23 protein-coding genes are annotated in these 25,107 nt (G+C 60.9%); 14 read left to right on the top strand and 9 right to left on the bottom strand.

What is annotated here, in order from left to right; translation table 11 throughout:
• The first annotated feature begins 210 nt into the window (after window positions 1–210).
• The gene (locus tag B8991_RS09210; protein WP_084352741.1) at window positions 211–1,326 is read left to right on the top strand and encodes a DUF6456 domain-containing protein; all 1,116 of its coding nucleotides are present in this window, start codon (window positions 211–213) and stop codon (window positions 1,324–1,326) included.
• Window positions 1,327–1,393: 67 nt separating this feature from the next.
• Here B8991_RS09210 and B8991_RS09205 read toward each other — a convergent pair whose 3' ends face one another.
• On the bottom strand, window positions 1,394–1,945 hold the full coding sequence (locus tag B8991_RS09205; RefSeq protein ID WP_084352678.1) for a peroxiredoxin: 552 nt from the start codon (window positions 1,943–1,945) through the stop codon (window positions 1,394–1,396).
• A gap of 320 nt (window positions 1,946–2,265) precedes the next feature.
• Between B8991_RS09205 and lipA the strand changes: the two genes are divergently transcribed.
• Entirely contained in the window at window positions 2,266–3,216 is a 951-nt protein-coding gene (gene lipA, locus B8991_RS09200) for a lipoyl synthase (protein WP_084352677.1), read from the top strand.
• Between the two features lie 71 nt (window positions 3,217–3,287).
• On the opposite strand, the gene B8991_RS09195 is transcribed toward lipA, so the two are convergent.
• The 4 genes from B8991_RS09195 to hpt all read right to left on the bottom strand — a co-directional run bounded on the left by B8991_RS09195 (window position 3,288) and on the right by hpt (window position 5,589).
• Entirely contained in the window at window positions 3,288–4,184 is an 897-nt protein-coding gene (locus tag B8991_RS09195) for a cytochrome c (RefSeq protein WP_084352740.1), read from the bottom strand.
• A gap of 11 nt (window positions 4,185–4,195) precedes the next feature.
• Complete coding sequence (locus B8991_RS09190; RefSeq protein WP_084352676.1) at window positions 4,196–4,657, bottom strand: c-type cytochrome; 462 nt, start codon at window positions 4,655–4,657, stop codon at window positions 4,196–4,198.
• A gap of 202 nt (window positions 4,658–4,859) precedes the next feature.
• Window positions 4,860–5,039, bottom strand: coding sequence for a hypothetical protein (locus B8991_RS09185; protein WP_084352675.1), 180 nt, complete (start codon window positions 5,037–5,039; stop codon window positions 4,860–4,862).
• Between the two features lies 1 nt (window position 5,040).
• Window positions 5,041–5,589 (bottom strand): hypoxanthine phosphoribosyltransferase, encoded by a 549-nt coding sequence (gene hpt / locus B8991_RS09180; RefSeq protein WP_084352674.1) that lies wholly within the window; start codon window positions 5,587–5,589, stop codon window positions 5,041–5,043.
• A gap of 71 nt (window positions 5,590–5,660) precedes the next feature.
• Between hpt and B8991_RS09175 the strand changes: the two genes are divergently transcribed.
• Together B8991_RS09175 and B8991_RS09170 are read left to right on the top strand one after the other, a co-directional pair.
• Window positions 5,661–6,107, top strand: a complete 447-nt coding sequence (locus B8991_RS09175; RefSeq protein ID WP_084352673.1) for a type II toxin-antitoxin system RatA family toxin — start codon at window positions 5,661–5,663, stop codon at window positions 6,105–6,107.
• Window positions 6,108–6,244: 137 nt separating this feature from the next.
• Window positions 6,245–6,808, top strand: coding sequence for a hypothetical protein (locus tag B8991_RS09170; RefSeq protein WP_084352672.1), 564 nt, complete (start codon window positions 6,245–6,247; stop codon window positions 6,806–6,808).
• Between the two features lie 109 nt (window positions 6,809–6,917).
• Here the strand turns inward: B8991_RS09170 and B8991_RS09165 are convergent, their stop codons facing one another.
• The 3 genes from B8991_RS09165 to B8991_RS09155 are packed head-to-tail and all read right to left on the bottom strand — an operon-like array spanning window position 6,918 to window position 9,012.
• Window positions 6,918–7,391 carry a CinA family protein gene (locus B8991_RS09165; RefSeq protein ID WP_235866585.1) on the bottom strand — a complete coding sequence of 158 codons (474 nt, stop codon included), beginning with the start codon at window positions 7,389–7,391 and terminating at the stop codon, window positions 6,918–6,920.
• Complete coding sequence (locus B8991_RS21870) at window positions 7,388–7,876, bottom strand: phosphatidylglycerophosphatase A family protein (RefSeq protein WP_084352670.1); 489 nt, start codon at window positions 7,874–7,876, stop codon at window positions 7,388–7,390. Before B8991_RS21870 ends, B8991_RS09165 begins: the two co-directional genes overlap by 4 nt.
• Window positions 7,873–9,012, bottom strand: coding sequence for a bifunctional 2-C-methyl-D-erythritol 4-phosphate cytidylyltransferase/2-C-methyl-D-erythritol 2,4-cyclodiphosphate synthase (locus B8991_RS09155; protein ID WP_084352669.1), 1,140 nt, complete (start codon window positions 9,010–9,012; stop codon window positions 7,873–7,875). Before B8991_RS09155 ends, B8991_RS21870 begins: the two co-directional genes overlap by 4 nt.
• A 180-nt stretch (window positions 9,013–9,192) precedes the next feature.
• Between B8991_RS09155 and dusB the strand changes: the two genes are divergently transcribed.
• The 9 genes from dusB to hflX all read left to right on the top strand — a co-directional run bounded on the left by dusB (window position 9,193) and on the right by hflX (window position 21,068).
• Entirely contained in the window at window positions 9,193–10,179 is a 987-nt protein-coding gene (gene dusB, locus B8991_RS09150; protein WP_084352739.1) for a tRNA dihydrouridine synthase DusB, read from the top strand.
• Entirely contained in the window at window positions 10,176–11,258 is a 1,083-nt protein-coding gene (locus B8991_RS09145; protein WP_084352668.1) for a two-component system sensor histidine kinase NtrB, read from the top strand. The genes dusB and B8991_RS09145 overlap by 4 nt, the downstream gene beginning before the upstream one ends.
• Entirely contained in the window at window positions 11,258–12,631 is a 1,374-nt protein-coding gene (locus tag B8991_RS09140; RefSeq protein WP_084352667.1) for a response regulator, read from the top strand. Before B8991_RS09145 ends, B8991_RS09140 begins: the two co-directional genes overlap by 1 nt.
• Before the next feature lie 121 nt (window positions 12,632–12,752).
• Window positions 12,753–15,005: a sensor histidine kinase NtrY-like gene (locus tag B8991_RS09135; protein WP_328588491.1), complete on the top strand. Its 2,253-nt coding sequence runs from the start codon at window positions 12,753–12,755 to the stop codon at window positions 15,003–15,005.
• Window positions 15,002–16,414, top strand: coding sequence for a nitrogen assimilation response regulator NtrX (gene ntrX, locus B8991_RS09130; RefSeq protein WP_084352665.1), 1,413 nt, complete (start codon window positions 15,002–15,004; stop codon window positions 16,412–16,414). Before B8991_RS09135 ends, ntrX begins: the two co-directional genes overlap by 4 nt.
• Before the next feature lie 116 nt (window positions 16,415–16,530).
• The gene (trkA, locus tag B8991_RS09125) at window positions 16,531–17,907 is read left to right on the top strand and encodes a Trk system potassium transporter TrkA (protein WP_084352664.1); all 1,377 of its coding nucleotides are present in this window, start codon (window positions 16,531–16,533) and stop codon (window positions 17,905–17,907) included.
• A 4-nt stretch (window positions 17,908–17,911) separates the two neighbouring features.
• Complete coding sequence (locus tag B8991_RS09120) at window positions 17,912–19,432, top strand: TrkH family potassium uptake protein (RefSeq protein ID WP_084352662.1); 1,521 nt, start codon at window positions 17,912–17,914, stop codon at window positions 19,430–19,432.
• A 125-nt stretch (window positions 19,433–19,557) separates the two neighbouring features.
• The gene (hfq, locus tag B8991_RS09115) at window positions 19,558–19,797 is read left to right on the top strand and encodes an RNA chaperone Hfq (protein WP_084352660.1); all 240 of its coding nucleotides are present in this window, start codon (window positions 19,558–19,560) and stop codon (window positions 19,795–19,797) included.
• Entirely contained in the window at window positions 19,794–21,068 is a 1,275-nt protein-coding gene (gene hflX, locus B8991_RS09110; RefSeq protein ID WP_084352658.1) for a GTPase HflX, read from the top strand. Before hfq ends, hflX begins: the two co-directional genes overlap by 4 nt.
• A gap of 58 nt (window positions 21,069–21,126) precedes the next feature.
• On the opposite strand, the gene B8991_RS09105 is transcribed toward hflX, so the two are convergent.
• Window positions 21,127–23,586: a penicillin acylase family protein gene (locus B8991_RS09105; protein WP_084352656.1), complete on the bottom strand. Its 2,460-nt coding sequence runs from the start codon at window positions 23,584–23,586 to the stop codon at window positions 21,127–21,129.
• A gap of 108 nt (window positions 23,587–23,694) precedes the next feature.
• On the opposite strand from B8991_RS09105, the gene B8991_RS09100 reads away from it, so the two are divergent.
• Window positions 23,695–24,573 carry an NAD(P)-dependent oxidoreductase gene (locus B8991_RS09100; RefSeq protein ID WP_084352654.1) on the top strand — a complete coding sequence of 293 codons (879 nt, stop codon included), beginning with the start codon at window positions 23,695–23,697 and terminating at the stop codon, window positions 24,571–24,573.
• Window positions 24,574–25,107 lie beyond the last annotated feature (534 nt).

The raw sequence follows: 25,107 nt of genomic DNA, 5'->3' as shown, positions 1-25,107 counted from the left end.
TGACACAAGTTTTTCGGGTGTTGCGAAGGGCGCGCCTTCACCGAACGCTTGGTTCAGCGGCATTTATACTTTGGAAACAATGATGGTGAATTCATGACCATGTTAACGAAGCAGAAATAAATACCCGCATAGGTTGTGAAAAATTTGACTCAAATGATCTGGATACCAGCCACGGAAATCCAGACGGGTAACGGCAATGCGAGGAAAGTCATGCGGTTGAACGTAGAGACAAGCACTGCGGGCGGGTATCCCGGATGGGTTCCTGATGCCGCACGCAACTATCTGCACCATATCGAAGAGGGCATAAGCATCAGACAGCTGGCTCGGGAAACAGGGTGTCATGCCTCGACGGTTCTGCGGCAGGTCCGCAAGGTCGAGACGCTGCGCGACGACCCGTTGGTCGATGCCGCCTTGCGAAAGCTTGGCCGGCATCACATCCCGAAATCGGCCATCTCGTCAGACAAGGACCGTCCAAACATGAGCAATTTACCGACAGAGCCCCACATGGCGCCCGACGACAAGACGCTGGAGCGCGAAGCCATGCGCATTCTGCGCAGGCTCTGTGAAACCGGGGCGGTTCTTGCGGTTGCGGCCGAGATGGACAAGGCCGTTGTCGTCCGCGACACCGGCGATGGCACATCGACCCGGACTGCGGTTGTGGATAGCGGGATCGCTCAGGCGATGGCGCTCAAGGACTGGATCATGTGCAGAGAGCCTGCACGGATCTCGCGCTACCAGATCACGGCTGCGGGGCGGGCAGAGCTGAACCGGTTGATCGCGGCCAGCGAAAATTCGGCGAGGGGGTTTGCCGAAGCGCAGGCGGGGTTTGACGGCGCACCTGTTTCGCAAGAGGCCGAAGGGGACCGCCGCAGCAAGCGCATGCGATATTCACTGGCGGAATCGCCACTGACCGCTCTTGCGCGACGGCGAGACCATGACGGGCAGCCCTTCCTGTCGGAAAAACTGGTCTCGGCCGGGGAAAGGTTGCGCGAGGATTTTGAGCTTGCCCAGATGGGGCCTCGGGTCGCACAGAACTGGGACAGATTTTTGACAGCAGGCGCGCGGGGAGGCGGCGAGGGCGCAGATCTGCGGGGCTATGGCCCGACTGCGGCGCGGGATCGTGTCGCGACCGCCCTGTCCGATCTTGGGCCGGGGCTTGGCGATGTCGTTCTGCGCTGCTGCTGCTATCTGGAAGGTATGGAATCGGCCGAAAAGAGGATGGGCTGGTCGGCGCGGTCCGGCAAGATCGTACTGCGAATAGCGCTGCAACGGCTGCGTCGGCACTATGACGAAGTGCTGGGGGCAGGGGGTGGCCTGATCGGGTAAGCGCCAAACATGCAAACGCCGCTGCCCCGATCAGAGCAGCGGCGTTTTTCTATCCGGGTATTGCGGATTATTCGGCAGCGATTCCCGCCGCTTCCTTTTGAAGATACTCCAGCAGGTTTTCCGGGCTGGACACACCATAGGGGTCTTCGGCGTGATTGTCGGATATGCCGGGCTCTTCGAACCAGGTTTCGACCTTGCCGTCCTTGACAATCGCGGCATAGCGCCAGCTGCGCATGCCGAAGCCCAGGTTGGACTTTTCGACAAGCATGCCCATCTTGCGGGTGAATTCGCCGGATCCGTCCGGGATGACCTTCACGGTTTTCAACCCCTGGTTTTCGGCCCATTTATTCATCACGAAACTGTCGTTCACCGAAAGACAGTAAATCTCGTCAATGCCGAAATTGGCGAAAGTTTCGGCGTTGTTCTCGAAGCCGGGCAGTTGATAGGTCGAACATGTCGGCGTGAACGCGCCAGGCAACGAGAAAAGCACAACGCGCTTGCCTGCGAAATAGTCGGCAGTGGTCATGTCCTGCCAGCGAAACGGGTTAGGACCGTCAACCGACTCATCCCGAATGCGTGTCCGGAAGGTCACTTGCGGAAGGGGAAGGCCTGCTTTCATCGGAACTCTCCTGATCGTCTAAGTAAAGAATCAGACAAGGACTAACGCGGATCGAGGGCCGACCTCAATCGGGAAATGCTGCAATTGCAGCATAGCGGGATAGCATGGCCGTCAGACCTACGGAAAAGCGTTGAGATGCCTTGCCCAAGACGCATCCAAAACGGTGTGCAAGCGCTTTTTCCTTAATTTCCATCGTGAAAATGCAGGGGGCACTCGTTAAAACAAAGGCGCGACTGCATGGCAGCCATGCGGGACTGGTACTACCCCCTGCAAATACATATGCTAAGCGAAGCCCGAAACAGCTTCGCGGGGAATAAAACGTGCGAGATCTCAATATCCCAGCCGAACGGCATCCGGAAAAAGCGCATCGTCCGGATAATGCCCAGCCGAAGAAGCCTTCCTGGATCCGGGTCAAGGCTCCGGGCGGCAAAGGCTATGCCGACACTCAGAAGATCATGCGCGAGCATGGGCTTGTCACCGTCTGTGAAGAGGCCGGATGTCCGAACGTAGGCGAATGCTGGTCGCAAGGTCACGCCACGATGATGATCATGGGCGAGATCTGTACCCGAGGCTGCACGTTCTGCAATATTGCCACCGGGCGTCCCGATACGCTTGATGCGTTCGAGCCGGGCAAGGTCGCGGATGCCGTGCAGAAGCTGGGACTGAATCACGTTGTCATCACCTCGGTCGATCGCGACGATCTGAAGGATGGCGGGGCAGAGCATTTCGCCCAGACGATTCGCGCCATTCGGCACCGCAGCCCCGGCACCACGATTGAAATTCTGACGCCGGATTTCCTGAAATGCGCGCCGTCGGTTCTGGAAACGGTCGTTGCCGCCAAGCCTGATGTGTTCAACCACAACCTTGAAACCGTACCGGGCCTTTATCCCGAAGTCCGCCCCGGTGCGCGGTACTTCCATTCACTGCGGCTGTTGCAACGGGTCAAAGAGCTTGATCCGGCGATGTTCACCAAGTCGGGCATCATGGTTGGACTGGGCGAGGACCGTCAGGCCGTCTTGCAGGTGATGGACGACATGCGCGCGGCAGACATCGATTTTCTGACTATCGGGCAATATTTGCAACCAACACCGAAACACCACGCGGTTGACCGGTTCGTGCATCCGGACGAATTTGCCGCCTACGAGAAATCCGCCTATGGCAAAGGCTTCCTGATGGTGTCCGCGACGCCTCTGACGCGGTCGTCCTATCATGCGGGCGATGATTTTGCGCGGCTTCAAACGGCGCGCAATGCAAAGCTGAACCGCGCCTGAGTTACGCACGGTTGCAACAAAAACGGTGCCTGCGATGATCGCGGCGCCGTTTTTTGTTTTGCGATGCCAGATTACTCTGACGGTTGCTCGGGCACGGATTTGAGATAGGCAGCAATTGCCTGTCTGTCGCCTTCGGTCAGTTCCGCCATGTTCTCGACCACGGCCACCATATGCCCGCCGACACTGTCGAAATCGGGGGTGAAGCCGGTTTCAAGGTAATAGGTGATTTCACCTTCGGTCCACTTGAAGGCACCGGGGGCGATTCCGGGAATGCGGCCTTTGCCGGACGGATTGGGGGCCCCGGCCAACCAGCGGGATGTGTCCATCCCACCCAGCATGTTGCGCGGGGTGTGGCATTCGCCGCAATGGGCCAGCGCCTCGACCAGATAACGGCCGCGCGTGACCTGCTCTGACGGGGCATTTTTCAGCACCCAATTGTCATCCATAAACAGCAGTTTCCAACCACCCAAAGCGCGCCGTATATTGAACGGAAAGCCCACATCATGCGGCTGACTTGCTGTGTCCGAGGCGGGCAGGGTCTGCATATAGGCCCAGAGATCGGCAAGATCCTGCTTTTTCATCTTGGTATAAGCGCCGTAAGGGAAGGCGGGGTAGTAATGCTGGCCCTCGGGCGAAACGCCTTGCATCACCGCACTGGCGAACTCAGCCGCTGTCCAGTCGCCGATACCCTCGGTCGGATCGGGCGAGATGTTGGGCGCAATGAACGTGCCGAAATTCGACGGGAATTTCTGTCCGCCCGCGAGCACCAGCTTGTCATCGCCCTTGGTGTCCGGGGCGGCGTGACAAGAGGCGCAGCCTGCCGCCGTAAATACGCGTTGGCCGTTTTCCACATCTCCTTCGACACCCGCCAGCGCATCTTCGTCCAGCGGAACGGCTCGGGTCATCCAGAACGCGAAACCGGCCGCGACAAGCGCGGCCAGCAGCAAAAGCCTAATGAATCGACGTATCAAATCGTATCCTAATCGTCGGATTGCTGGTACTTTTCATGGCAGGCCTTGCAGGCATCGCCAAGCCCGCCCATCGCCGGGCCAAGCGCATCCTTGCCGGTGCCTGCGGCGGACTGCATGTCGTTCGCAGCGGTGACAAAGGCATCCCACTTGGTCATGAAGTCGGCATTGTCTTCCCAGATCGCCGGCAGCGCCTTGGTGCCCTCGCGATCAGCGTTCGACGTGCCTTCGATCCACAAGGTCGGCTGGTGGATCATCGCAACCCCTGCCAATGAGTCAGCGGCGTTTTGCGCAGCTTCGGCATCGTAGTCGATTTTGCCCTGCGCCATGCCACCCAGAACACCCAGGTTCAGCGCAATGACACGCATCTGACCCTGTCGTGCCTTGACCTGAGCCGATCCGTCATTCTGGGCAAGCGCGGCCGATCCCGCAAGAACGCCTGCAATCACTGTAGCGGTAACAATATTCTTCATATGTCGGGCTCCTTGAAACTGCGAACTATGGCTTGAGGCTAATGTAGTTTCACACGACCGCAACAATATTCTTGCAAAGATCCAGATGGAACCGCCACTGATGCGTGCACAAATTCGTGACCTTCGACGCTTTGCGCGGAGTGTCGGCAGGGCGGACGGTAGGGATGAAATTCAAGCGACCGTTCTGCGCGGGGCCCGGCGCTTAACGCATGATGCGCCGGGGGATGCGTTCCGGGGTCAGGGCCTCTGGCCAGCCGAAGAAATGCTCGATTCCCCAAAGCAAGATTGCGGCGACAAGCACGGTGCCCACGATGATCCGAAGCCGCCGCCCCGGAGGTCTGCGCGCCCATCGGGTCAACCGCAGCAGCCAGATCGGGTTCATCTCAGCCCTCGGCGTCGGTAAAACGAACCTTGCCAATGAAGGGCAGGTTGCGATTGCGTTGCGCAAAATCAATTCCGTAACCCACGACAAATTCATCTGGGATCTCGAAACCGATCCAGTCGGACCTGAAATCGACCTCGCGCCGCGAGGGTTTGTCCAGAAGCGCGATGGTGCGCAACCTGGCGGGGTTTCGGGATCGCAACATCCCAGAAACGTGGTTAAGCGTGTGCCCTGTATCGACGATGTCTTCGACCACCAGCACGTCGCGGCCTTCAATAGCACCGCGCAAGTCTTTGAGAATGCGCACTTCCCGGCTGGATTGCATGGCGTTTCCGTAAGAGGATGCTTCAAGGAAGTCGACCTCGATGGGCAGGTTCAATTCGCGCACGAGGTCGGCGATAAAGACGAACGATCCACGCAGAAGACCCACCACAACCAGCTTGTCGGTATCGGCGAATTCGTGACGAATCTCACCCGCCAATTCCTCGATCCGCGCGGCAATCGCCTTGGCAGAGATCATCTCGTCGATGACATATGGACGCTCTGGCATGATATCCCCTTGATTTTTCCGCGCCACAATACGACATGCACCGCCACTGTCACGACCCAAACCGGAGCGACATGCCGACCCATAGTGAAACCCGCAGGCTGCCTTATACCGCCCAACAGATGTACGATCTGGTGGCCGATGTGGCGTCCTATCCTGAATTTCTGCCATGGTGTGCCGCGGCGCGCATCCGGTCGCGAAACGACATCGGCGGTGGTGCCGAAGAGATGCTGGCCGATCTGGTGATCAGCTTCAAGGTGTTCCGCGAACGCTTTGGAAGCCGTGTGGTCCTTTATCCCCACGACATGAAGATCGACACCGAATATCTGGACGGGCCGTTCCGCTATATGAAATCCAACTGGGCCTTTGCCGATGCCGAAGGCGGCTGCGACGTGACATTCCATGTGGATTTCGAGTTCAAGAACGCGGTGCTTCAGAAAATAATCGGTGTGGTTTTCAACGAAGCGATGCAGCGCATCGTCCGCGCCTTTGAGCGACGCGCCGCGGCACTGTACGGCTGACGCCTGTTCCGTTTGCCGCGGTCACAACAACCTGTTCTGTTAACCTTGATGTGCGGAACTTGGCTATCTGCCCCGATATCGTCTCATTTCGACGCAAAAATAAACGTGTTCGAAACGATTTCAGGAGACAGAGGCAGATGCAACTTACGCAGATTCTATTTGGCTCGGGAACGGGTTTGAACCCGTCCATCGGGCCAGGTGGCGCGGCACCGCCAGCCGAAGAAACGGCTCAATCCGGCGGACCACCCGCCATCAGCGAAAGCTCTGATAGCGATAACACGGATGCAAGCACGAGGGGCGGAGGGACAGGAACGACCAACGGCTACGCAGGGCCGACTGCCACGCCGCCCGTTCCCGGCGGGTCAAATGGCGACGAGGCAACGGGCAACGGCCTCGTAATCAGTTCGAGGACAGACAGGTCCGAACTGCAATCAACCGGGCTGGAGATTGTGCAACCGGACGAGCGTTCCGCCGATGAGGCACAACTCATCCGGACACGCGCGCAGGCGCGGGTCGATTCGCAGCAGCAGGCAATGATCGAATCCATCGGCAATGCACCAAAGACGATCGTTCTCACCCCCACTGAAGAGGATCAGTCGAATCACGGCACATCAGAACTGAGCGCTGCGGCAGAGCGTGGCTATGCCCAGATCCAGCAGGATCAGCCACAAGCCGAACAGCGATTCGAAGCATGGACCTGACGCTTATCGGGCAAGATGGAGCGCCGCTCCGGGTCAGTCGGTAATGCCTGACTTGTCATGGAGGTCAAGCATGCAAGGGCGTTCATCGCCGCCAAAGCACCGTTCCGGCCTAGGCTGCCTGAATGGCTTTGAGGATCAGCGACAGCGCGTGATCGCGCGCGGCTGCGCGGACCTCACTCCGGCCAGGCGCACCGTATTCGATGGTTTCGACGAAGCTATCCGTTGCGGTCACGGTGGCAAAGCACACGCGCCCTTCAGGCTTGAACTCTGACCCGCCCGGCCCGGCAATGCCCGAGATGGCGACCGCTATATCCGCATGTGCGGCGTTGCGGGCACCAAGCGCCATTTCCTGCGCCACGGGTTCTGAAACCGCACCAAAGCTCTCCAGCGTTTGCATCCGCACAGCCAACATGTCTTGCTTTGCAAGGTTGGAATAGGTCACGAAGCCACGCTCGAATATCGCCGATGATCCGGCGATATCGGTGATCGCGGCGGCAACCATGCCGCCGGTACAGCTTTCTGCGGTGGTGATTGTCAGGCCTTTGGCAACCGCTTCTTGCAGGATTTTTTCGGCAAGGGTCACATCAGAAACCCATGCGCCACGGCTGCCAGCACGATAGTGATGACTGCAGCGAAGACCCCGGCAACCACATCGTCCAGCATGACGCCCATCGCGTCGTTGCGCCGGTCGGCCCACCCAATGGGGCCGGGCTTCCAGATGTCGAACAAGCGAAACAGCACAAACGCGGCGATCCATCCCGGCCAAAGCCGCAAGACGTCCACCCCCATCATGCCCGCGCCGTAGGCAACGGGCATCAGGGCGATCCACTGACCCGCGACCTCGTCGATCACGATCTCTGACGGGTCATGATTGGCGGCACCGCGCGTCTCGACCTCGGTCGCGCGGTATCCGGCCCAGAAAACCAACGCCGTGGCCAAAGCCAATCCCCAGAACCCCGTCAGCTGAATGATGGCCCATGCAACCGGCAGCGCCGCAAGCGAGCCCCATGTACCGGGGGCAGGGCGCATGTGGCCGATGCCGAAGAAGGTGGCGATCATATGGTTCATGTTTTCACCAGTGTTGCGGTTGCAAGGGCGGCAATGCCTTCTTCGCGTCCGGTAAAGCCAAGTTGCTCGCTTGTCGTGGCCTTGACCGAAACGCGTGATGCCTCGATCCGCAAGAGATCGGCCATCGCCGTCTGCATGGTAGGCGCGTGTGGGCCAATCTTTGGCCGCTCGCAGATCAACGTGCAATCGACATTCGCGATTGCAAAACCGTGTTCGCCCGCAAGATGAACCGCATGGCGCAGGAAAATGGCACTGTCTGCGCCTTTCCATTGCTCATCCGATGGCGGGAAGTGACGGCCGATATCGCCCATCGCCAGCGCACCATAAATTGCGTCGGTGACTGCATGCATGCCCACATCGGCATCGGAATGACCCAGAAGGCCGCGATCATGGGGCACTTGCACCCCGCAAAGCGTGACGTGATCGCCCGCGCCGAAGCGATGCACGTCGAACCCGTTCCCCAGTCTGATATCCATTTGACCTGCCAACAGTTTTTCGGCCCGGACGAAATCTCCGGGGGTTGTGATCTTCAGATTGTCGTCCGAGCCGGGGAGGATGGCAACCTGCAATCCGGCGGCGCGGGCAATCTCGACATCATCGGCGGCGGGCGTTTTCCGTGCGGCATGGGCGTCCCGGATCGCGACATAGTGAAAGCCTTGCGGCGTTTGCGCCCGGAAGAGTCCGTCGCGCGACTGTGCCCCGGTGACGAAGCCCTCTGTGCCGGTCCAAAGCGCATCGCTGACCGCCAATGCCGGGGCCGCGCCGGGGGCTGACTTCAGCGCGCGACAGACCTCGGCAATCAGGGTTTGTCGCACACATGGGCGCGCCACATCGTGAATAAGCACGCGGTCCGGAGGCGTGGGCGCAAGAGCCTCCAGCCCGGCACGCACCGACGCGGCCCGGTCGGCACCGCCGACGACCAGCATCACGCCCTCCGCCTCGGGCAGGCTGCGGGCGCGGGTCATATCGTCCTCATGCACGACCAGCACGATCTCATCTATATCGGGGGCATTTTCAAAAGCTCGAAGAGTCCAACCCGCGACGCTGCGCCCGGCAATGGTCTGCCATTGCTTGGGCAGCGGGCCACCCGCCCGGACGCCGCGGCCGGCGGCTACGATGATTGCGGCTGTGCGCATGACGGACCTCTTTGCCAAGTCGCGCCTGTCTAGGCTCTGACCCTGCACTGTGCAATCATTCAGGTCACACTGCACAAAAAATGAGCAGTGGCGCGCCGGTTTGGCGGAGGCGGGACCGCCGAGATTGCAGTATTGGCATCGCTGCGATACTTCAAAGGTGACTGCACAAGGATTAAGCAAGTGGCCATCGAACTGGCAGATATTACTGTCGATCCCCCGATATTGCTCGCGCCGATGGCGGGGATCACGGATCTGCCGTTCCGCGAGCTGGTTTCAGGTTTTGGGGCGGGTCTGGTGGTCAGCGAGATGGTGGCGAGTCAGGAAATGGTGCAGGCGAAGACCGGCGTTCGGGAGAAGGCAGAGCTTGGTTTCGGCCGGGCCAATACCTCTGTGCAACTGGCGGGCCGCGATGCCTATTGGATGGCAGAGGCTGCCCGGATGGTCGCCGCCAACGGCGCGCGGGTCATCGACATCAATATGGGCTGCCCCGCAAAGAAGGTGGTGGGCGGCTATTCCGGTTCGGCGCTGATGCGCGACCCGGATCAAGCGCTGCGCTTGATCGAGGCGGTGGTGGAGGCCGTTAACCTTCCGGTGACGCTGAAAATGCGGTTGGGCTGGGACAGCGACTGTCTGAATGCGCCGGATATTGCCCGAAGGGCAGAGGGTGCGGGTGTGCAGATGATTACCGTGCATGGCCGGACACGCTGTCAGTTTTACAAGGGCCGCGCCGATTGGGCTGCGATCCGCGCGGTCAAGCAGGCCGTGGCAATCCCGGTGATCGCAAATGGCGATATTGTGGATCTGGCAACTGCCCGGCAGGCAAGGGCGCAATCGGGCGCTGACGGGGTGATGATCGGACGCGGCGCGCAGGGTCAGCCATGGTTGCTGGCTCATGTCGCATCTGCGCTGCACGGGCATCCCGCGCCGCAAATCCCGCATGGGTCGGCGCTGGTTGCCTTGGTCGCGGGGCATTACGAGGCAATGCTCTCCTTCTACGGCGTAGATCTTGGTCTGCGTGTCTCTCGCAAGCATCTGGCCTGGTACATGGATGTGGCCGGAACCGCGGCACCGATGCGGCGTTGCATCCTGACCGCCAAAACCCCCGCAGAGGTGCTGGACGGGCTGGAGCCGGCCTTGCTGTACGGGCAGGGGGTCGCGGCAGCATGACCCCCGAGTTGAGCAATGCGATCTGGTCCTCGTTGCCCGTTCCGGCAATCCTGATCGACGAGGATGAGAATATTGCCGATCTCAACCCCGCCGCCGAAGGGTTTATGAACAATTCGTCCAAATCGCTGGCCGGACAGCCGATCTGGGACCGCTTGATGATCGACGCGCCGCTGGAAGACAGCATCGAACGGGCGCGCAGGAACGGCACCCCGCTTTTCGTCAATGATGTCGATGTGGGACCGGGCAACCGTGCGCCCTTGCAGTGTAATCTGTCGCTTGCGCCCGTGGCGGGCAGGCCGGGCTGGATGATAATGCTGATTTCGCCGCGCGAGTTGGCCGGACGAATGACGCAAAGTCATTCGGTGAAATCCGCAGCGAAATCCGCCATCGGCATGGCCGAGATGCTGGCCCATGAAATCAAGAACCCGCTGGCGGGCATCACCGGTGCCGCGCAACTTCTCAGCATGAACCTCGCGACGGAAGACCTTGAACTTACAGACCTTATTGTCGAAGAAAGTCGAAGGATCGTAAAGCTGCTTGAACAGGTCGAGCAATTCGGAAACCTGTCGCCGCCGGAACGCCGCGATGTGAATATCCACGATGTTCTGGATCGCGCCCGTCGTTCTGCCTTGCTGGGGTTTGGCGCGCAGATGCGGATCGTCGAGGATTACGACCCGTCCCTGCCGATGGCCTGCGGCGATCCGGACCAATTGTTGCAAGTCATATTGAACCTGCTGAAAAACGCAGCGCAAGCAGCAGGGCCGAAGGGCGGCACGATCCGTCTTCGCAGTTTCTATGAACACAGCTTTCGTCTGCGCCGGTCGGATGGGTCAGGGCAGGCGCTGCCGCTGCAAATCGAAATCACGGATGACGGTCCCGGCCTGCCGGAGAACATCAAGGGCGATATTTTCGATCCCTTCGTTTCGGGCCGCGAAAATGGCACCGGGCTGGGATTGGCGCTGGTGAACAAGATTATCTCTGACCATGACGGGTGGATTTCGGTCACCTCTGTGCCTGGCCGCACCGTTTTTCAAATCTCGCTTCCGCGAGCGGCGCGGGAACTCAAGGAGAAAGATTGATGGATGGCACGGTTCTGGTCGCCGATGACGACCGCACGATCCGAACGGTTCTGACCCAGGCGCTGACGCGTGCCGGATGCAAGGTCCACGCGACCAGCTCGCTGACCACGCTGATGCGATGGGTGGCAGAGGGCAAGGGCGACGTGGTGATCTCGGATGTGATGATGCCTGACGGGAACGGGCTGGAGATGCTGCCCCGGATTGCGCAGGACCGGCCCGGATTGCCGGTGATCGTGATCTCGGCGCAAAACACCATCATGACGGCGATTCAGGCGGCCGAGGCCGAGGCCTATGATTACCTGCCCAAACCGTTTGACCTGCCGGATCTGATGAAGCGCACCGCCCGGGCGCTGGAAAGCAGACGCCATGTGCCGCAGTCACCGCGGTCTGATGATCTGACGGACGCGCCGGATGATCTTCCGCTGGTTGGCAAGACCGCGGCAATGCAGGCGCTTTACCGGTTGGTCGCGCGGGTGGTGAACACCGATCTGTCAGTTCTGATCTGCGGGGAAAGCGGCACCGGCAAAAGCCTGATCGCGCGGGCGGTTCACGACTTCTCCGACCGCCGCACATTGCCTTTCGTGACGGTGGCTGCGGCCGATTTGCAAGAGCTTGAAGGCCCGATGCGCGTTCTGGCGCGGGTCAAGGGCGGCACGCTTCTGATCGACGAGATCGCCAATCTCGACGATGAGATGCAGGCGCGGCTTGTCCGCATGATGGATGTCCCCGGCGATCATGTCCCGCGCTTCATGGCCACCAGTCAAAGCGATCTGGCGGTCGCGATGGAAGAGGGCCGCGTGCGTCCCGATCTGTATTACCGTCTGTGCGGTGCAACGCTGACAGTGCCCGCGTTGCGCGAGCGTGTGGACGATATTGCGCTATTGACCGAACATTTCCTGTCCCGTGAAGAACGCGACGGTGCCCCGAAGCGATGGCTGTCGCGCGAAGCCGAAGAGCTGTTCCGCGCCTATAGCTGGCCGGGCAATGTGCGGCAGTTGGAAAACGCCGTGCGTCGGTTGGGACTGACCAGCCGCTCGGACGAAATCAGCCGGACAGAGGTAGAGATGGTGCTGGGCAATCAGCCCGAAATGGGCCCTGTTCTGCGCGGCGGCAGCGATGTCGAAAAGCTTTCGGCCAGCGTGGCGCGGCACTTGCGGCGCTATTTTGATCTGCACGACAACATGTTGCCGCCGCCGGGACTGTATTCGCGAATCCTGCGTGAAGTAGAGGCCCCCCTGATAGAGATTGCGCTGGATGCAACGGGCGGAAATCAGGCCAAATGTGCCGATCTTCTGGGGATCAACCGCAATACGTTGCGCAAGAAAATCACCGATCTGGATATTAGCGTGACACGGCGCCGCAAATTGATGTAAAAGGGCAACATAACAGTGGCCCCGGTGCTTCGGTTCCGGAACGGACCACTAGATATGGCGGTTGGCTGCCTTGCGGGGCACATCAAGAAGAGGGCGACCTGTGGCCTTAAAGGCACGAGCCTTGACCTGGACCCGGTTCAACCGGCTGCGGCGACAACGCCGTTTCCAGAATGCGGCGACGTTGGGGCTGGTCTTGCTGGGGCCGGTGCTGGCGGCGGCGACATTCGCGATTCTCGGTCCGCTGGATCAGGGGGCGGCCTCAATGCCGTTGCGGCTGATCCTGCTCGCGGATTTTGTCTATGTCCTGCTTGTTGCGGCATTGGTTCTACAGCGCGTGGCGCGCATGGTGTCGGCGCGGCGGGCCAAATCGGCGGGCTCGCGGCTTCACCTCAGGCTGACCGGTGTGTTTGCGCTGATGGCGTTGTTGCCGACGGTGACTGTCGCTGTCTTTGCGGTGCTGACCATCAATATCGGGCTGGAGGCATGGTTTTCGGACCGTGTGCGCGCCGTTGTAGGCGCCTCGCTTGAGGCGGCGGAATCCTATGAGGCGGAACATCGCGAGGGGCTGGCCCAGGATGCCCAGGCACTGGCGGCTTTCATTGACGCCAACCGGCGCGCGACATTCGCGATGAATGATGGCGAAGTCCGGCAGGTCTTGGGAACGGGGCAAAGCCAGATCCAGCGCGGGCTGCGCGAGGCTTATGTGATCGACAGTGCCGGCGAAATCCGCGCACGCGGCGAACGGTCCTACCTTTTCGACTACGAACAACCGACCTCTGGCCGTATCGCAGAGGCGCTAGAGCAAGGCGTCGCGCTGATCCCGGATTGGGACAATAACGAGTTTCGCGCCTTGGTGCCGCTGAACGCTTTTGTCGACAGGTTTCTTTATGTCAGCCGCGAGGTCGATGGCGCCATTCTCAACCTGTTGGACGAAACACAGCAAACCGCACGCTTCTACCAGCAACAGGAAAGCGAGCGCGGACGGCGTCTGTTTGATTTTGCTATGCTGTATCTTGGTTTTGCGATGTTGCTGATCCTTGCCGCCGTCTGGTTGGGCATGTGGTTTGCCGAACGGCTGTCGCGTCCGGTCGGGCGTTTGGCCGGTGCGGCACAGCAGGTGGGCTCCGGTGATCTGGACGTGCAGGTTGTCGAGGAGGACGGCGATGACGAGATCGCCATGCTGGGACGTTACTTCAACCAGATGACCCGGCAATTGAAGGGCCAGCGCAACACGTTGCTGGACAATACCCGCCAGATCGAGCGTCGTCAGCGGCTGTTCGATTCCGTGCTGACCTCTGTCACATCTGGTGTCGTGGGGCTGGACGAAGGCGGGCGGGTGACCTTCGTCAACCGCTCCGCCGAACGCTTGCTTGCCTGGAGCGCGGACCAGCAGTCGATGCCCATTTCCGTGTCGGTCCCAGAGTTCGGGCCGGTCTTTGAGAAGCTGCGGGATGGTGGAAACGAGACCGTTCAGGAAGAGGTTAAGGTCAGCCGCGAAGGACGTCTGGAACATCTGCTGGTGCGCATGTCCAACCGCCGCCGCGCGAATGGCAGTCTTGAAGGCTTCGTGGTGGCCTTTGATGATGTGACAACGCTGGTCAGCGCGCAGCGGATGGCGGCATGGGGGGATGTGGCGCGCCGTATCGCGCATGAAATCAAGAACCCGCTCACCCCGATCCAGCTGTCCGCCGAACGCATCAAGCGCAAGTTCCGCCGTCAGTTGGACGAGGAATCAGGCGAAAGCCTTGATCAGTTGACCGGCGTCATCGTGCGGCAGACCAACGACCTGCGGCGCATTGTCGATGAATTTTCCAAATTCGCCCGCATGCCAGAACCAGAGCGCCGCCCCGAGGACGTGAGGGATCTGTTGCGCGGTGCCGTGCTGTTGCAGGAGGCAGGCCAACCCGATGTGCGCTTTGTCACCGATTTTGAAGGCGGCGAAATGCCGGCAGAGCTGGACGCCACCATGATCGGCCAGGCTTTGACGAACCTGATCAAGAACGCCGGTGAAGCGATTGAAGGCCGGATCGAAGAGGGTGTCGAAAGCGGGTTTGTCCCGCAGATCCACGTCACGCTGAAACGCGACGGTGACCGGGCCGAGATCCGGATCATGGACAATGGCGTCGGCTTGCCCGAGGACCGGGCCAGTCTGTTCGAACCCTATGTCACCACCCGTGACAAGGGCACCGGGCTTGGCCTGCCGATCGTCAAGAAAATCATCGAGGAGCATGGCGGCAGCCTCGTCCTCGAAGATGCGCCGGTGTTTGACGGCGCATCGCATCGCGGCGCAATGGCGGTCATCCGTCTGCCGCTTGGTGAAACGGGGGCGGCCGCGATGGCAGAGCCGTCCACAACAGGAACGAGGGTCGTATGAGTGACATTTTGATCGTCGATGACGAACGCGATATCCGCGAGTTGATCGGGGATATTCTTGAAGACGAAGGCTATACCACGCGGCTGGCGGGCAATTCCAACGAGGCGATGGCCGAGATCAACGCCGAGCCGCCCGCGCTGCTGATCCTGGATATCTGGCTGAAAGACAGCAAGATGGACGGGATCGACATCCTCAAGACCGTCAAGCGTGACAACCCGGATGTTCCCGTGGTCATAATCTCGGGCCACGGCAATATCGAGATTGCCGTCGCGGCGATCAAGCAGGGGGCCTATGATTTCATCGAAAAGCCCTTCAATATCGACCAGTTGCTGGTGGTGATCCGACGCGCGATGGAAACCAGCCGCCTGCGCCGCGAGAATCAGAAACTGAAACGCAAGGACAGCCACCCGACCGAGGTCATCGGCGAAAGCGCCGCGTTTCGCGGACTGATTGGCCAGCTCGACAAAGTCACCAAATCCAACGGCCGCGTGATGCTGTCCGGGCCGCCGGGATCGGGCAAGGAGGTCGCCGCGCGCTATATCCACGCCCATTCCAATCGCGCCGCGGGTCCGTTCATCACCGTGAATTGTGCAGGCGTGTCGCCCGAAGGCATGGAAGAGGTGCTGTTCGGGCGCGAAGGGTCTGATCGTGGGGTGGAGCCGGGTCTTCTGGAACAGGCCCATGGTGGCGTGATCTATTTCGATGAGGTCGCCGACATGCCGCTTGGCACCCAATCCAAGATCCTGCGGGTGATGGTCGATCAGCAGTTCACACGGGTGGGCGGTGCCGACAAGGTGCGCGTCGATTTGCGGGTGATCTCGTCCACCGCGCGCAATTTGGAGGCAGAGATTGCGGCGGGGACGTTCCGGCAGGAACTGTATCACCGGCTCAACGTCGTGCCGATTGCCGTGCCCAGCCTCGAGGAGCGGCGCGAGGATATTCCGCTGCTGGCCGCGCATTTCATCGAGCAATGCCACAAGACCCAAGGCCTGCCGCAGCGCGCCCTCAGCGATGAGGCGGTGGCGCTGATGCAGACGATGGTCTGGCCCGGCAATGTGCGTCAGTTGAAGAATCTGGTGGAACGCGTGCTGATCCTTGGCGAAGGCCATGACGAGATCACGGCGCGCGAGTTGCCGCAGGATAGTGGCGTGCCGGACGGCGATGAAAACCGCGTGGTGCTTTCGGGCACGCTGGCGACCTTGCCGCTGCGCGAGGCGCGCGAAGCGTTCGAGCGTGAATATCTGCTGACCCAGATCAACCGGTTCGGGGGCAATATCAGCCGAACGGCCAGCTTTGTCGGCATGGAACGCTCGGCGCTGCATCGCAAACTGAAATCCCTGGGTGTGGTGACGTCCTCCAAGGCAGGTGCGCGCATCGCCCATGTCGAAGACGACGCCGAGGTCGAGTGACGACACGGCCAGCGCATGCGAAACCCAATCTCTTGCCCCGGCGCTGCCGGATTGACCCTTGCGGGGGCTTCTGTCATGCAAATCCGGCGTAGAACGTTTCGCCGGAAGGGCTTGGAATGAAGGTCATCATCTGCGGGGCAGGCCAGGTTGGCTGGCAGATCGCACGGCATCTGTCTGGCGAACGCAACGATGTGACGGTCGTGGACAACAATCCCGATCTCGTGCGGCGCGCCACCGATACGCTGGATGTGCAGGGTATCGCGGGGTTCGCGTCCTATCCTGACATCCTTGACCGTGCAGGCGCGCGCGATGCGGACATGATCATCGCCGCCACCCATTCGGACGAGGTCAACATGGTGACCTGTCAAGTGGCGCATTCGATCTTTGCGATCCCGCGAAAAGTGGCGCGGCTGCGGTCACAAAGCTATCTGACGGCGATCTATTCCGACCTGTATCGCCGCGACCACATGCCAATTGACGTGGTCATCAGTCCTGAACGTGAGGTCGCGGATGCTGCCCTGCAACGGCTGGCGGCACCCTCGGCCTTTGACACGGAAACCTTCCTTGACGGCAAGGCGCATCTTCTTGGTCTCACGATCGAGGAAGGCTGTCCGGTCGTGAACACGCCGCTTCGGCAGTTGACGGATCTCTTTTCCACCCTGCGCTCGATCGTGGTGGGCATCAGGCGCGATGGCACGCTTTGGGCACCCGATCCGGGGGATCAGCTGTTTGTCGGCGATGATTGCTATGTCATGTCACATGCGGACGACATCCGCCGCACCATGGAAATTTTCGGCAAATCGGTCAAGAAGCAGGAACGGGTCGTTCTGATCGGCGGCGGCAATGTCGGCCTGACCGTCGCCCGACAGCTTGAGGCTCGTGCCGAACGCGTCCGCGCCAAGGTGATCGAGAAAAATCGCGGCGTGGCCGAACGCGCCGCCGATGTGCTGGAAAAAACCATTGTTCTGCACGGCGACGGGCTGGATGCAACCTTGCTGGCCGAGGCCAATATCGATCGTGCAGATGCCGTTCTCTGCGTTACGGATGATGACAAGACCAACATGCTGGCCGCCGTGCGTGCCAAGGCTGCGGGCTGTCCAATGGCCATTGTACTGATCAACGATCCGACATTGGTGCCTCTGATGGGGCCGCTTGGCATTGACGCCTATATCAACCCGCGCGCCACCACCGTCAGTTCGATCCTGCGCCATATCCGCCATGGCCGGGTGCGCGCCGTTTATTCCATCGGCGATGCCGAAGCAGAGGTGATCGAGGCAGAGGTGCTGTCCACATCGCCGATCTCGGGGCAGAAAATACGCGATATCGACTTTCCCGAAGGCGTGCTGGTGGGCGCTGTGATGAAAGAGGGCAAGGTGGTAAAGCCTGTGGGCGGCCTGCGGATCGACGAAGGCGATATGATCGTGATCTTTGCCATGACCAGCGACGTGCCCGAGGTAGAGCGGCTGTTGCAGGTCTCTATCGACTTCTTCTGACGCCATGCTGCTTAATCGCCTGAAGCTTCTGCCGTTCCTTCTGTTGCTTACAGTGCTGGCCTGCGCCGCGATGCTGGTTCCGGCCGCCTATGCGCTTGCCCAACAAAGCTTTCACGAAGCGCGCAGCTTCTTCTATACCAGCGTTGTCGGGCTGGTTCTGTCGGGGCTGGTGGCCACAGCGATGTCGGGGCGGACCATCAGCCTGAGCGCGCTGCGCCAGCTTGCGGCGCTTTTGGCCGGGTTCGTGCTGATCCCCGCGCTTTTGGCTGTACCGTTCTTCGAGGCGGTGCGCACGACCACGTTTCTCAATGCCTATTTCGAGATGGTTTCCAGCCTGACCACCACGGGTGCCACGCTGTTTGAGCCTGACCGCCTGACCCGAACGCAGCACCTGTGGCGCGCCGAGGTCGGCTGGCTGGGCGGGCTGCTGATGTGGATCGCGGCGGCCGCCATTCTCGCGCCCCTGACCCTGGGCGGGTTCGAGGTGACGGCGGGCGGCGAGCCCGGCCAGATCTCGGCGGCAGGGGCGGCGCGTCTGGATATGGCCGACCCGACACGACGGCTGTGGCGCAGTGCGCATTATCTGGTGCCGATCTATGCGGGGCTGACGCTAGTGCTTTGGCTGTCACTGATGGTGGCGGGGGACCGTCCCTTGGTGGCGGTGATCCACGCCATGTCGGTGATGGCCACCAGCGGCATTTCCTCGATCGGCGGGCTGGACAATGCGTCCAGCGGGTTCGCCGGAGAGGTGGTGGTGTTTTTCTTTCTCGCCTTCGCGCTGTCCCGGCTGACCTTTTCCAGCGATACGATCAACCGCGCCCAACCCGGTCTGCGCCATGACCCCGAGTTTCGGCTTGGCCTGATCTTTGTCATCGGCGTGCCGCTGTTGCTGTTTCTGCGTCACTGGATTGCCTCGTTCGAGTTCAACGAAGAAGAAAACCTGATGGCGGGACTGCGCGCCTATTGGGGGGCGACCTTTACCGTGCTGTCCTTTCTGACCACAACGGGGTTTGAAAGTGCCGAGTGGAACGAGGCGCAGAACTGGTCAGGGTTGCAAACGCCGGGCCTGATCCTGCTTGGTCTTTCGCTGATCGGCGGCGGCGTGGCCACGACGGCGGGCGGGGTCAAGCTGCTGCGGGTTTTTGCGCTTTATCTCAACGGTATGCGAGAGATCGAGCGGCTGGTGCATCCGCATTCCGTGGGGCGGGCGAGTGCCTTTACCCGGCGCGTCCGACGGTCCGGTGCCTTCATCGCCTGGATCTTCTTCATGCTGTTCGCGCTATCCTTCACCATGGTGACAATGGCGCTGACTGCCGTGCATGTGCCGTTTGAAAACGCTATGGTGTTGGCGATCGCGACTCTGTCCACCACCGGCCCGTTGATTACCTCGGCGTCCGAGACCCCGATAGATCTGGTTCGGCTGGGGGCTGAGGCCAAGATTTTCCTGTGCGCGGCGATGATTTTGGGGCGGTTCGAAACGCTGGCAATCATTGCGATGATCACGCCGGATCTGTGGCGTGAATAGCATCAGGATGCCGCGCATGCGAAAAGAGCATGGATTTCTGCTGGTAACTCTGAAAGCAGCAATACATAATCGTGCATCGAGGGCGTTCCGAACTGCGCGACACGACAAGAATAAAGGCGATTTCAATGGCTTCCGATAGGCAAAACCTGCAAGACGCGTTCCTGAACCATGTTCGAAAGACCAAGGTTCCGGTCACCGTATTCCTTATCAACGGTGTAAAGTTGCAGGGGGTGATTACCTGGTTTGACAATTTCTGCGTGTTGTTGCGTCGCGATGGACAATCTCAACTGGTCTATAAACATGCCATTTCGACGATCATGCCCTCGCAGCCGATCAACCTGTATGATGGCGAAGAGAACAGTTGAGAGAACATGACACGCATGTAACCCGCGCATGGGTTCTGCATCCTGATATCCTGTCTGATCGGCAGAGGCGCGAGCCCGGTCCTGCGCTGCAAGAGGGAGTCGCCCTGGCCGCGGCCCTGCCGGATCTGGAGGTTGTGGGCGCCGATGTCATTCGTCTGCCCAAACCGCAACCGGCGGGCCTGTTCGGCACCGGAAAGATAGAAGAGCTGAGGCGCGTCTTCGAGGAGGCCGAGGTAGAGCTTGTGCTGGTCGATGGTCCGCTCAGCCCCGTTCAGCAGCGCAATCTGGAAAAGGCCTGGGACGTCAAGATCCTCGACCGGACCGGCTTGATTCTGGAGATTTTCAGTGACCGTGCCGCGACGCGCGAGGGTGTGTTGCAGGTCGAGATGGCCGCGCTGTCCTATCAACGAACCCGTCTGGTCCGCGCCTGGACCCACCTGGAGCGCCAGCGCGGCGGGCTGGGCTTTGTCGGCGGCCCCGGTGAGACGCAGATCGAGGCGGACCGCCGCGCGATTGACGACCAGCTTGTGCGGCTGCGCCGACAGCTTGAGAAAGTCGTCAGGACCCGCGCGCTGCATCGTGCCGCACGGGCCAAGGTGCCTTATCCGATTGTGGCACTTGTGGGCTATACCAACGCCGGAAAATCCACCCTGTTCAACCGGTTGACCGGGGCAGAGGTGATGGCGAAGGACATGCTGTTTGCCACGCTGGACCCGACCATGCGGGCGGTGCGGCTGGAGAACGGGCTGGACGTAATCCTGTCCGACACTGTGGGGTTCATCTCTGATCTGCCGACGGAACTGGTCGCCGCGTTCCGCGCCACGCTGGAGGAAGTGCTGGCCGCCGATCTGATCTGCCATGTCCGCGACATCAGCCATGATGGCAGCGAAGAGCAGGCGGCAGACGTGCGCGAAATCCTCGAAGGGTTGGGCATCACCGATGCGACGCCGATGCTGGAGGTCTGGAACAAGCTTGATCTGGTGGCAGATGAAGACGCCGAGGCCTTGCGCGCGCGCGCCGAACGCGACGAAAATGTGCTCACGGTCTCGGCGATCACGGGCGAAGGCATGGACGCATTGCTGGAAGCGATGCGCGCGGCATTGGACGCTCAGAAACAGACCGAGGACCTTGTTCTGGGCTTTGACGCGGGCAAACAGCGGGCTTGGCTGCATGAACGCGGCGTCGTCACCCAGGAGCTTCAGACCGAAGACGGGTTCGAGATCACCGTCAACTGGAGCGCCAAGCAAGCCGGAGAATACCGCCAGCTTTGAGCGCGACGCGATTTGGCTGTGTCAGGGCCGGCATGCGGACGCCTGAAATCCCGGAATTTCAGGGCGTCAAACGCGTGATGCCGACAGCCGCCGCGCGCGCAAGATCGGTGTCCAGTGACATCGGGGTATATTCTCCACGTCGCCAGAGTTGCCCAAGATCGTCGTAATGGCGTGACAGGAAATGGCCCGATTGCCCGGTGGCCGTGACAAAGACCGAACTGTCGGGATCGGCAAAATCATAGACCCCGCGATAGCCCGCGCCATGCGTGTTTTGAAACGGGTCCGGTCCGGTGCCGCGCGTGCGGCCGCGCATCAGCGTGTTGTCGCCACCGCTGGTCGATTGGCGAATGTTCACGAAATAGTTCAGCACCGCGACTTTGCCCAGCACCGGATGGTCGTGGGTGGCCTCGTGGGCGTCGCCCCAGCGCAGGGATTCAAGCGCGGTGCCATAGGTCTCGGCGACCCAGACCAGCGCATCGTCAAGCGCCAGCCGCGAAATATCCGTGCAGGTCTCGATCGCGGCGCTGCGGATGATGTCGCACCAGGCAGACGCGCCGTCTACATCGCGAAACACACGCTCGATGAACAACGGTTCGACATGGTCGTATTCGTCCGCCAGCGGGCCAAGGTCGTCGCGGATCAGCCGTTCCTGAAGCGCCCGCAGCCACGCGGCATACAATAACGGTTCCGGCAGGTGTTCGTTCATTTCTCCGTTCCACCCGGCCAGCAGGTTCAGCGCGTCCTGCCGGCGGCGTTCCGGTGTGCCTTCGGGGGCGGCTTCGGTCGTGAACCACAGATCGGCACCTATCAGCGGCAAAAGCGTGCGGGCCGTGGTGCTGACCGTGTCAAGCTGCGCCTCGATAAAGCTGTCGCGGGTGTGCACCTCGCGTCCCTGCATCAGGCGTTCCCAACGCTGGATGCGCTGACTGTCGCCCCAGTCATAGCTGACATGCTGTGGAAACGGCCGGTCCACGATCTTGTTGTTGGTATTGCCGACGATGCCGCCAGCGGGCGAGATAAAGCGCGGGTTGTCGGAAAAGGGCAGCCGTCCGTTCCAGCGGTTTTCAGGTCGCCATCCTTGCGTGGGCAGCCGTCCCTTGCTTTGATGGCCTTCGTTCCGATTTGGCATCGCGCCGACCATCACCAACGCCACGTTGTTCTGATCCGCCAAAGTCAGGTTCTGCGCCGGTGCGATGAAATCCTCGGATACGCCAAGCGCCTCGTCGACAGAGCCTGCATACATCAGATTGATGGCGGCTGTCATCGACGTGTCGCGCGGGCTGAGGGCCGTCCACGACAGCGAGGCCACATGGCCCGGCGGCGTGATCGTGTCCAGATCGTAATGCGTGCCTGGCAAGACCGGCCCGTTATCGGTCCAGCGCAGGGTCATGGTGATCGGTGTGTCATCCTTGATGGAGATGATCGACTTGCGCGTCTCGAAGGTTTTGAACCCGTCGGGTGTACGGTATTCTTCGGGATTGTCGGGGTTGAGCGCCTCTATGCGCACGTCCTGATCGTCTACATAGGCAGAAGTCAGTCCCCAGCCCAGCCGATCGCTGCGTCCGGTCAGGACCGCAGGAATGCCTGGGATCGTGGCACCGATGACACCGCCAGCGGACAATTCCAGCCGCGCAAGATACCAGGTGGAAGGGGCGGTGAATTCCAGATGCGGGTCATTGGCCAATAGCGTCCCACCCGAGGCAGAGCGGGAAGGGGCCGCGGCCCAACCGTTGGAGGCACCCGCAAAGCCGCGTCGTTTCACCGGATTGAGCAGGGTGTCGTCGCGGGGATTTGCCTTGGCATAGCGCGGAACGCCCGGAACCAGCGTCGCATAGTCGGGCAGGGCGGCGATGCCGGGGCCGGGCATGTCGGGCAGGATGTCGGCAAGACGGTTTTCGTCGGGCAAGAGCAGCGATGTGCGGGCGCGCAGAACCTCGGTCGAGAGCTGCCCGGACAGCTGAAGCGCCATCAGCTTGACGATGGCAACGGAATCCGCCGGTCGCCAGGGCGGGATGGCGGTATCGAACAGGAAGAACTCTGGCGCGCCTCGGCCCAGACTGTCACGGTTGATCTCGGCGATGCGGGCGTTGACACCTGCGGCATAGCCCTCCAGCGCGCGTATTGTCCGCGGGTCCTGCGCCTCGACCGAGCGGGTGGCAAGGGGGTAGAAATCCAGACGTCGCAGCAGCTTGTCGATATTGACAGTGCGCGCGCCGAACATCTCTGACAGGCGGCCCTGCACCGTGCGACGCAACATCATCATCTGCCACAGGCGGTCCTGCGCATGGGCGTAGCCGAGGCCGAAAAACACATCGCGGTCGGCACCGGCGAAGATATGCGGCACATTGGCGTGGTCGCGCACGATCTCGATTTCGGTCGTGGTGCCGTCAACTTTCAACGTCTTGTCATAGTCGGGAAGTGATTGCGATGCGAGGTAGTAGACCAAAGCGATGACAAGGCAGCTGAGCACCAGCACCGCGCCGGTGATCCGCACCAACCATCTGAAAACCGTCACCATGTCCGCCTCCGTTCGCGTGCCCGTCCTTGTGTTCGGCAGGGATGGCCCCTTGTCAACCAAGCGCCGGCGCGACACAACTCGGCAGACAGGAATTGAAGGAGAAGTGATATGGCGAAGCTGGCGTTTTTGGGTCTGGGTGTAATGGGCTATCCGATGGCCGGGCATTTGCAGAAGGCGGGGCACGAGGTGACGGTCTACAACCGGACCGCAGCCAAGGCCGAGAAATGGGTGGACGAGTACGGAGGTGCCTCTGCCGCAACCCCGGCCGAGGCCGCCAAAGGTGCTGATTTCGTCATGTCCTGTGTTGGGAATGACGATGATCTGCGCGGAGTGTGTCTGGGCGAGGAGGGTGCGTTTGCCGGAATGACGTCGGGTGGGATCTTTGTCGATCATACGACCGTGTCGGCGAAAGTCACCTCTGAGTTGTACGCAGCCGCCAGTGAGGCCGGGTTGGGATTTGTCGATGCGCCGATTTCCGGTGGGCAGGCCGGGGCCGAGAATGGCGTCTTGTCGGTCATGTGCGGTGGTGATGCCGACAGCTATGCCAAGGCCGAGCCCGTGATTGCCGCTTATGCCCGCATCTGCCGCCGTGTCGGCGACAGCGGTGCCGGGCAGATGACCAAGATGTGCAACCAGATTGCCATCGCAGGTCTTGTGCAGGGCCTGTCCGAAGCGCTGCATTTTGCCGAGAAAGCCGGGCTTGATGGGGCCGCCGTGGTCGAGGTTATCAGCCAGGGGGCCGCCGGATCCTGGCAGATGTCCAACCGCTACGAGACGATGATTGCTGACGAATTCGAGCACGGCTTTGCCGTGGACTGGATGCGCAAGGATCTGGGCATTTGTCTGGATACGGCCGATGAGACCGGTGCCAGCCTGCCGGTCACCGCGCTGGTCGATCAATTCTACAAGGACGTGCAAAAGCTGGGCGGTGGACGCTGGGACACATCCAGCCTGATCCGCCGCTTGCGGGCTTTGGAAACGCGATGAGACAGACCGTTCGCGTTGATGCGGCGGCGCTGAAAGGCGTTTGATGTTCGCGTCCGCGGATGCGACGGGACCGAGGGGCCTGCCCCTCGGACTCCCCGGAGTATTTGAACCAAGAAGAATTATGAAAGAGGCGTGCCCTGAGCCGATTGGTGTAATTATTGATGCACAACTCCGGCGTGTGCGGGTTTTCCCGGCGCGACATGCGATTGTGGATTGTATTTCACGTCGTCGACGCTTTATGCTGGCGTGATGGCGCAGTTTCCCAGGCGGAACGCGCCGATGAGAGTTTCGCTGGTCAGATGTGGCGTCAGGAAATCCCTGACGGATCTGACCAGACCGATCGGGCCGAAAGGCCGCACCGAATGCCCGGAACGCGCAAGCGACGGGTCGTAAATGGGCGCCTTGACCCTTGTGGCAGGCGTCGGAGAAGAACCGCGATGAAGCGCGCGCATGATTTGAGGCTGGCAGTGGGGGACCGAGCGTCTTCCACCAGCGTCGCGCCGTCTCTCGCCCAGAAAAGTCATTGCCGTGAAC

Origin of the sequence: Primorskyibacter flagellatus, from assembly GCF_900176485.1 — a bacterium.
Classification (GTDB): Bacteria; Pseudomonadota; Alphaproteobacteria; order Rhodobacterales; family Rhodobacteraceae; genus Primorskyibacter; species Primorskyibacter flagellatus.
Note: the sequence above shows the minus strand (reverse complement) of the source record. Positions and strands in the feature narration are given on the sequence as shown.

Excerpts from the sequence above, each read along its gene's own strand:
- B8991_RS09210 (WP_084352741.1), top strand. The coding sequence starts at position 211 with ATGCGGTTGAACGTAGAGACAAGCACTGCGGGCGGGTATCCCGGATGG.
- B8991_RS09205 (WP_084352678.1), bottom strand. The coding sequence starts at position 1,945 with ATGAAAGCAGGCCTTCCCCTTCCGCAAGTGACCTTCCGGACACGCATT.
- B8991_RS09190 (WP_084352676.1), bottom strand. The coding sequence starts at position 4,657 with ATGAAGAATATTGTTACCGCTACAGTGATTGCAGGCGTTCTTGCGGGA.
- B8991_RS09185 (WP_084352675.1), bottom strand. The coding sequence starts at position 5,039 with ATGAACCCGATCTGGCTGCTGCGGTTGACCCGATGGGCGCGCAGACCT.
- hpt (WP_084352674.1), bottom strand. The coding sequence starts at position 5,589 with ATGCCAGAGCGTCCATATGTCATCGACGAGATGATCTCTGCCAAGGCG.
- B8991_RS09175 (WP_084352673.1), top strand. The coding sequence starts at position 5,661 with ATGCCGACCCATAGTGAAACCCGCAGGCTGCCTTATACCGCCCAACAG.
- B8991_RS09170 (WP_084352672.1), top strand. The coding sequence starts at position 6,245 with ATGCAACTTACGCAGATTCTATTTGGCTCGGGAACGGGTTTGAACCCG.
- B8991_RS21870 (WP_084352670.1), bottom strand. The coding sequence starts at position 7,876 with ATGAACCATATGATCGCCACCTTCTTCGGCATCGGCCACATGCGCCCT.
- B8991_RS09155 (WP_084352669.1), bottom strand. The coding sequence starts at position 9,012 with ATGCGCACAGCCGCAATCATCGTAGCCGCCGGCCGCGGCGTCCGGGCG.
- B8991_RS09145 (WP_084352668.1), top strand. The coding sequence starts at position 10,176 with ATGACCCCCGAGTTGAGCAATGCGATCTGGTCCTCGTTGCCCGTTCCG.
- B8991_RS09140 (WP_084352667.1), top strand. The coding sequence starts at position 11,258 with ATGGATGGCACGGTTCTGGTCGCCGATGACGACCGCACGATCCGAACG.
- ntrX (WP_084352665.1), top strand. The coding sequence starts at position 15,002 with ATGAGTGACATTTTGATCGTCGATGACGAACGCGATATCCGCGAGTTG.
- trkA (WP_084352664.1), top strand. The coding sequence starts at position 16,531 with ATGAAGGTCATCATCTGCGGGGCAGGCCAGGTTGGCTGGCAGATCGCA.
- B8991_RS09120 (WP_084352662.1), top strand. The coding sequence starts at position 17,912 with ATGCTGCTTAATCGCCTGAAGCTTCTGCCGTTCCTTCTGTTGCTTACA.
- hfq (WP_084352660.1), top strand. The coding sequence starts at position 19,558 with ATGGCTTCCGATAGGCAAAACCTGCAAGACGCGTTCCTGAACCATGTT.
- B8991_RS09105 (WP_084352656.1), bottom strand. The coding sequence starts at position 23,586 with ATGGTGACGGTTTTCAGATGGTTGGTGCGGATCACCGGCGCGGTGCTG.
- B8991_RS09100 (WP_084352654.1), top strand. The coding sequence starts at position 23,695 with ATGGCGAAGCTGGCGTTTTTGGGTCTGGGTGTAATGGGCTATCCGATG.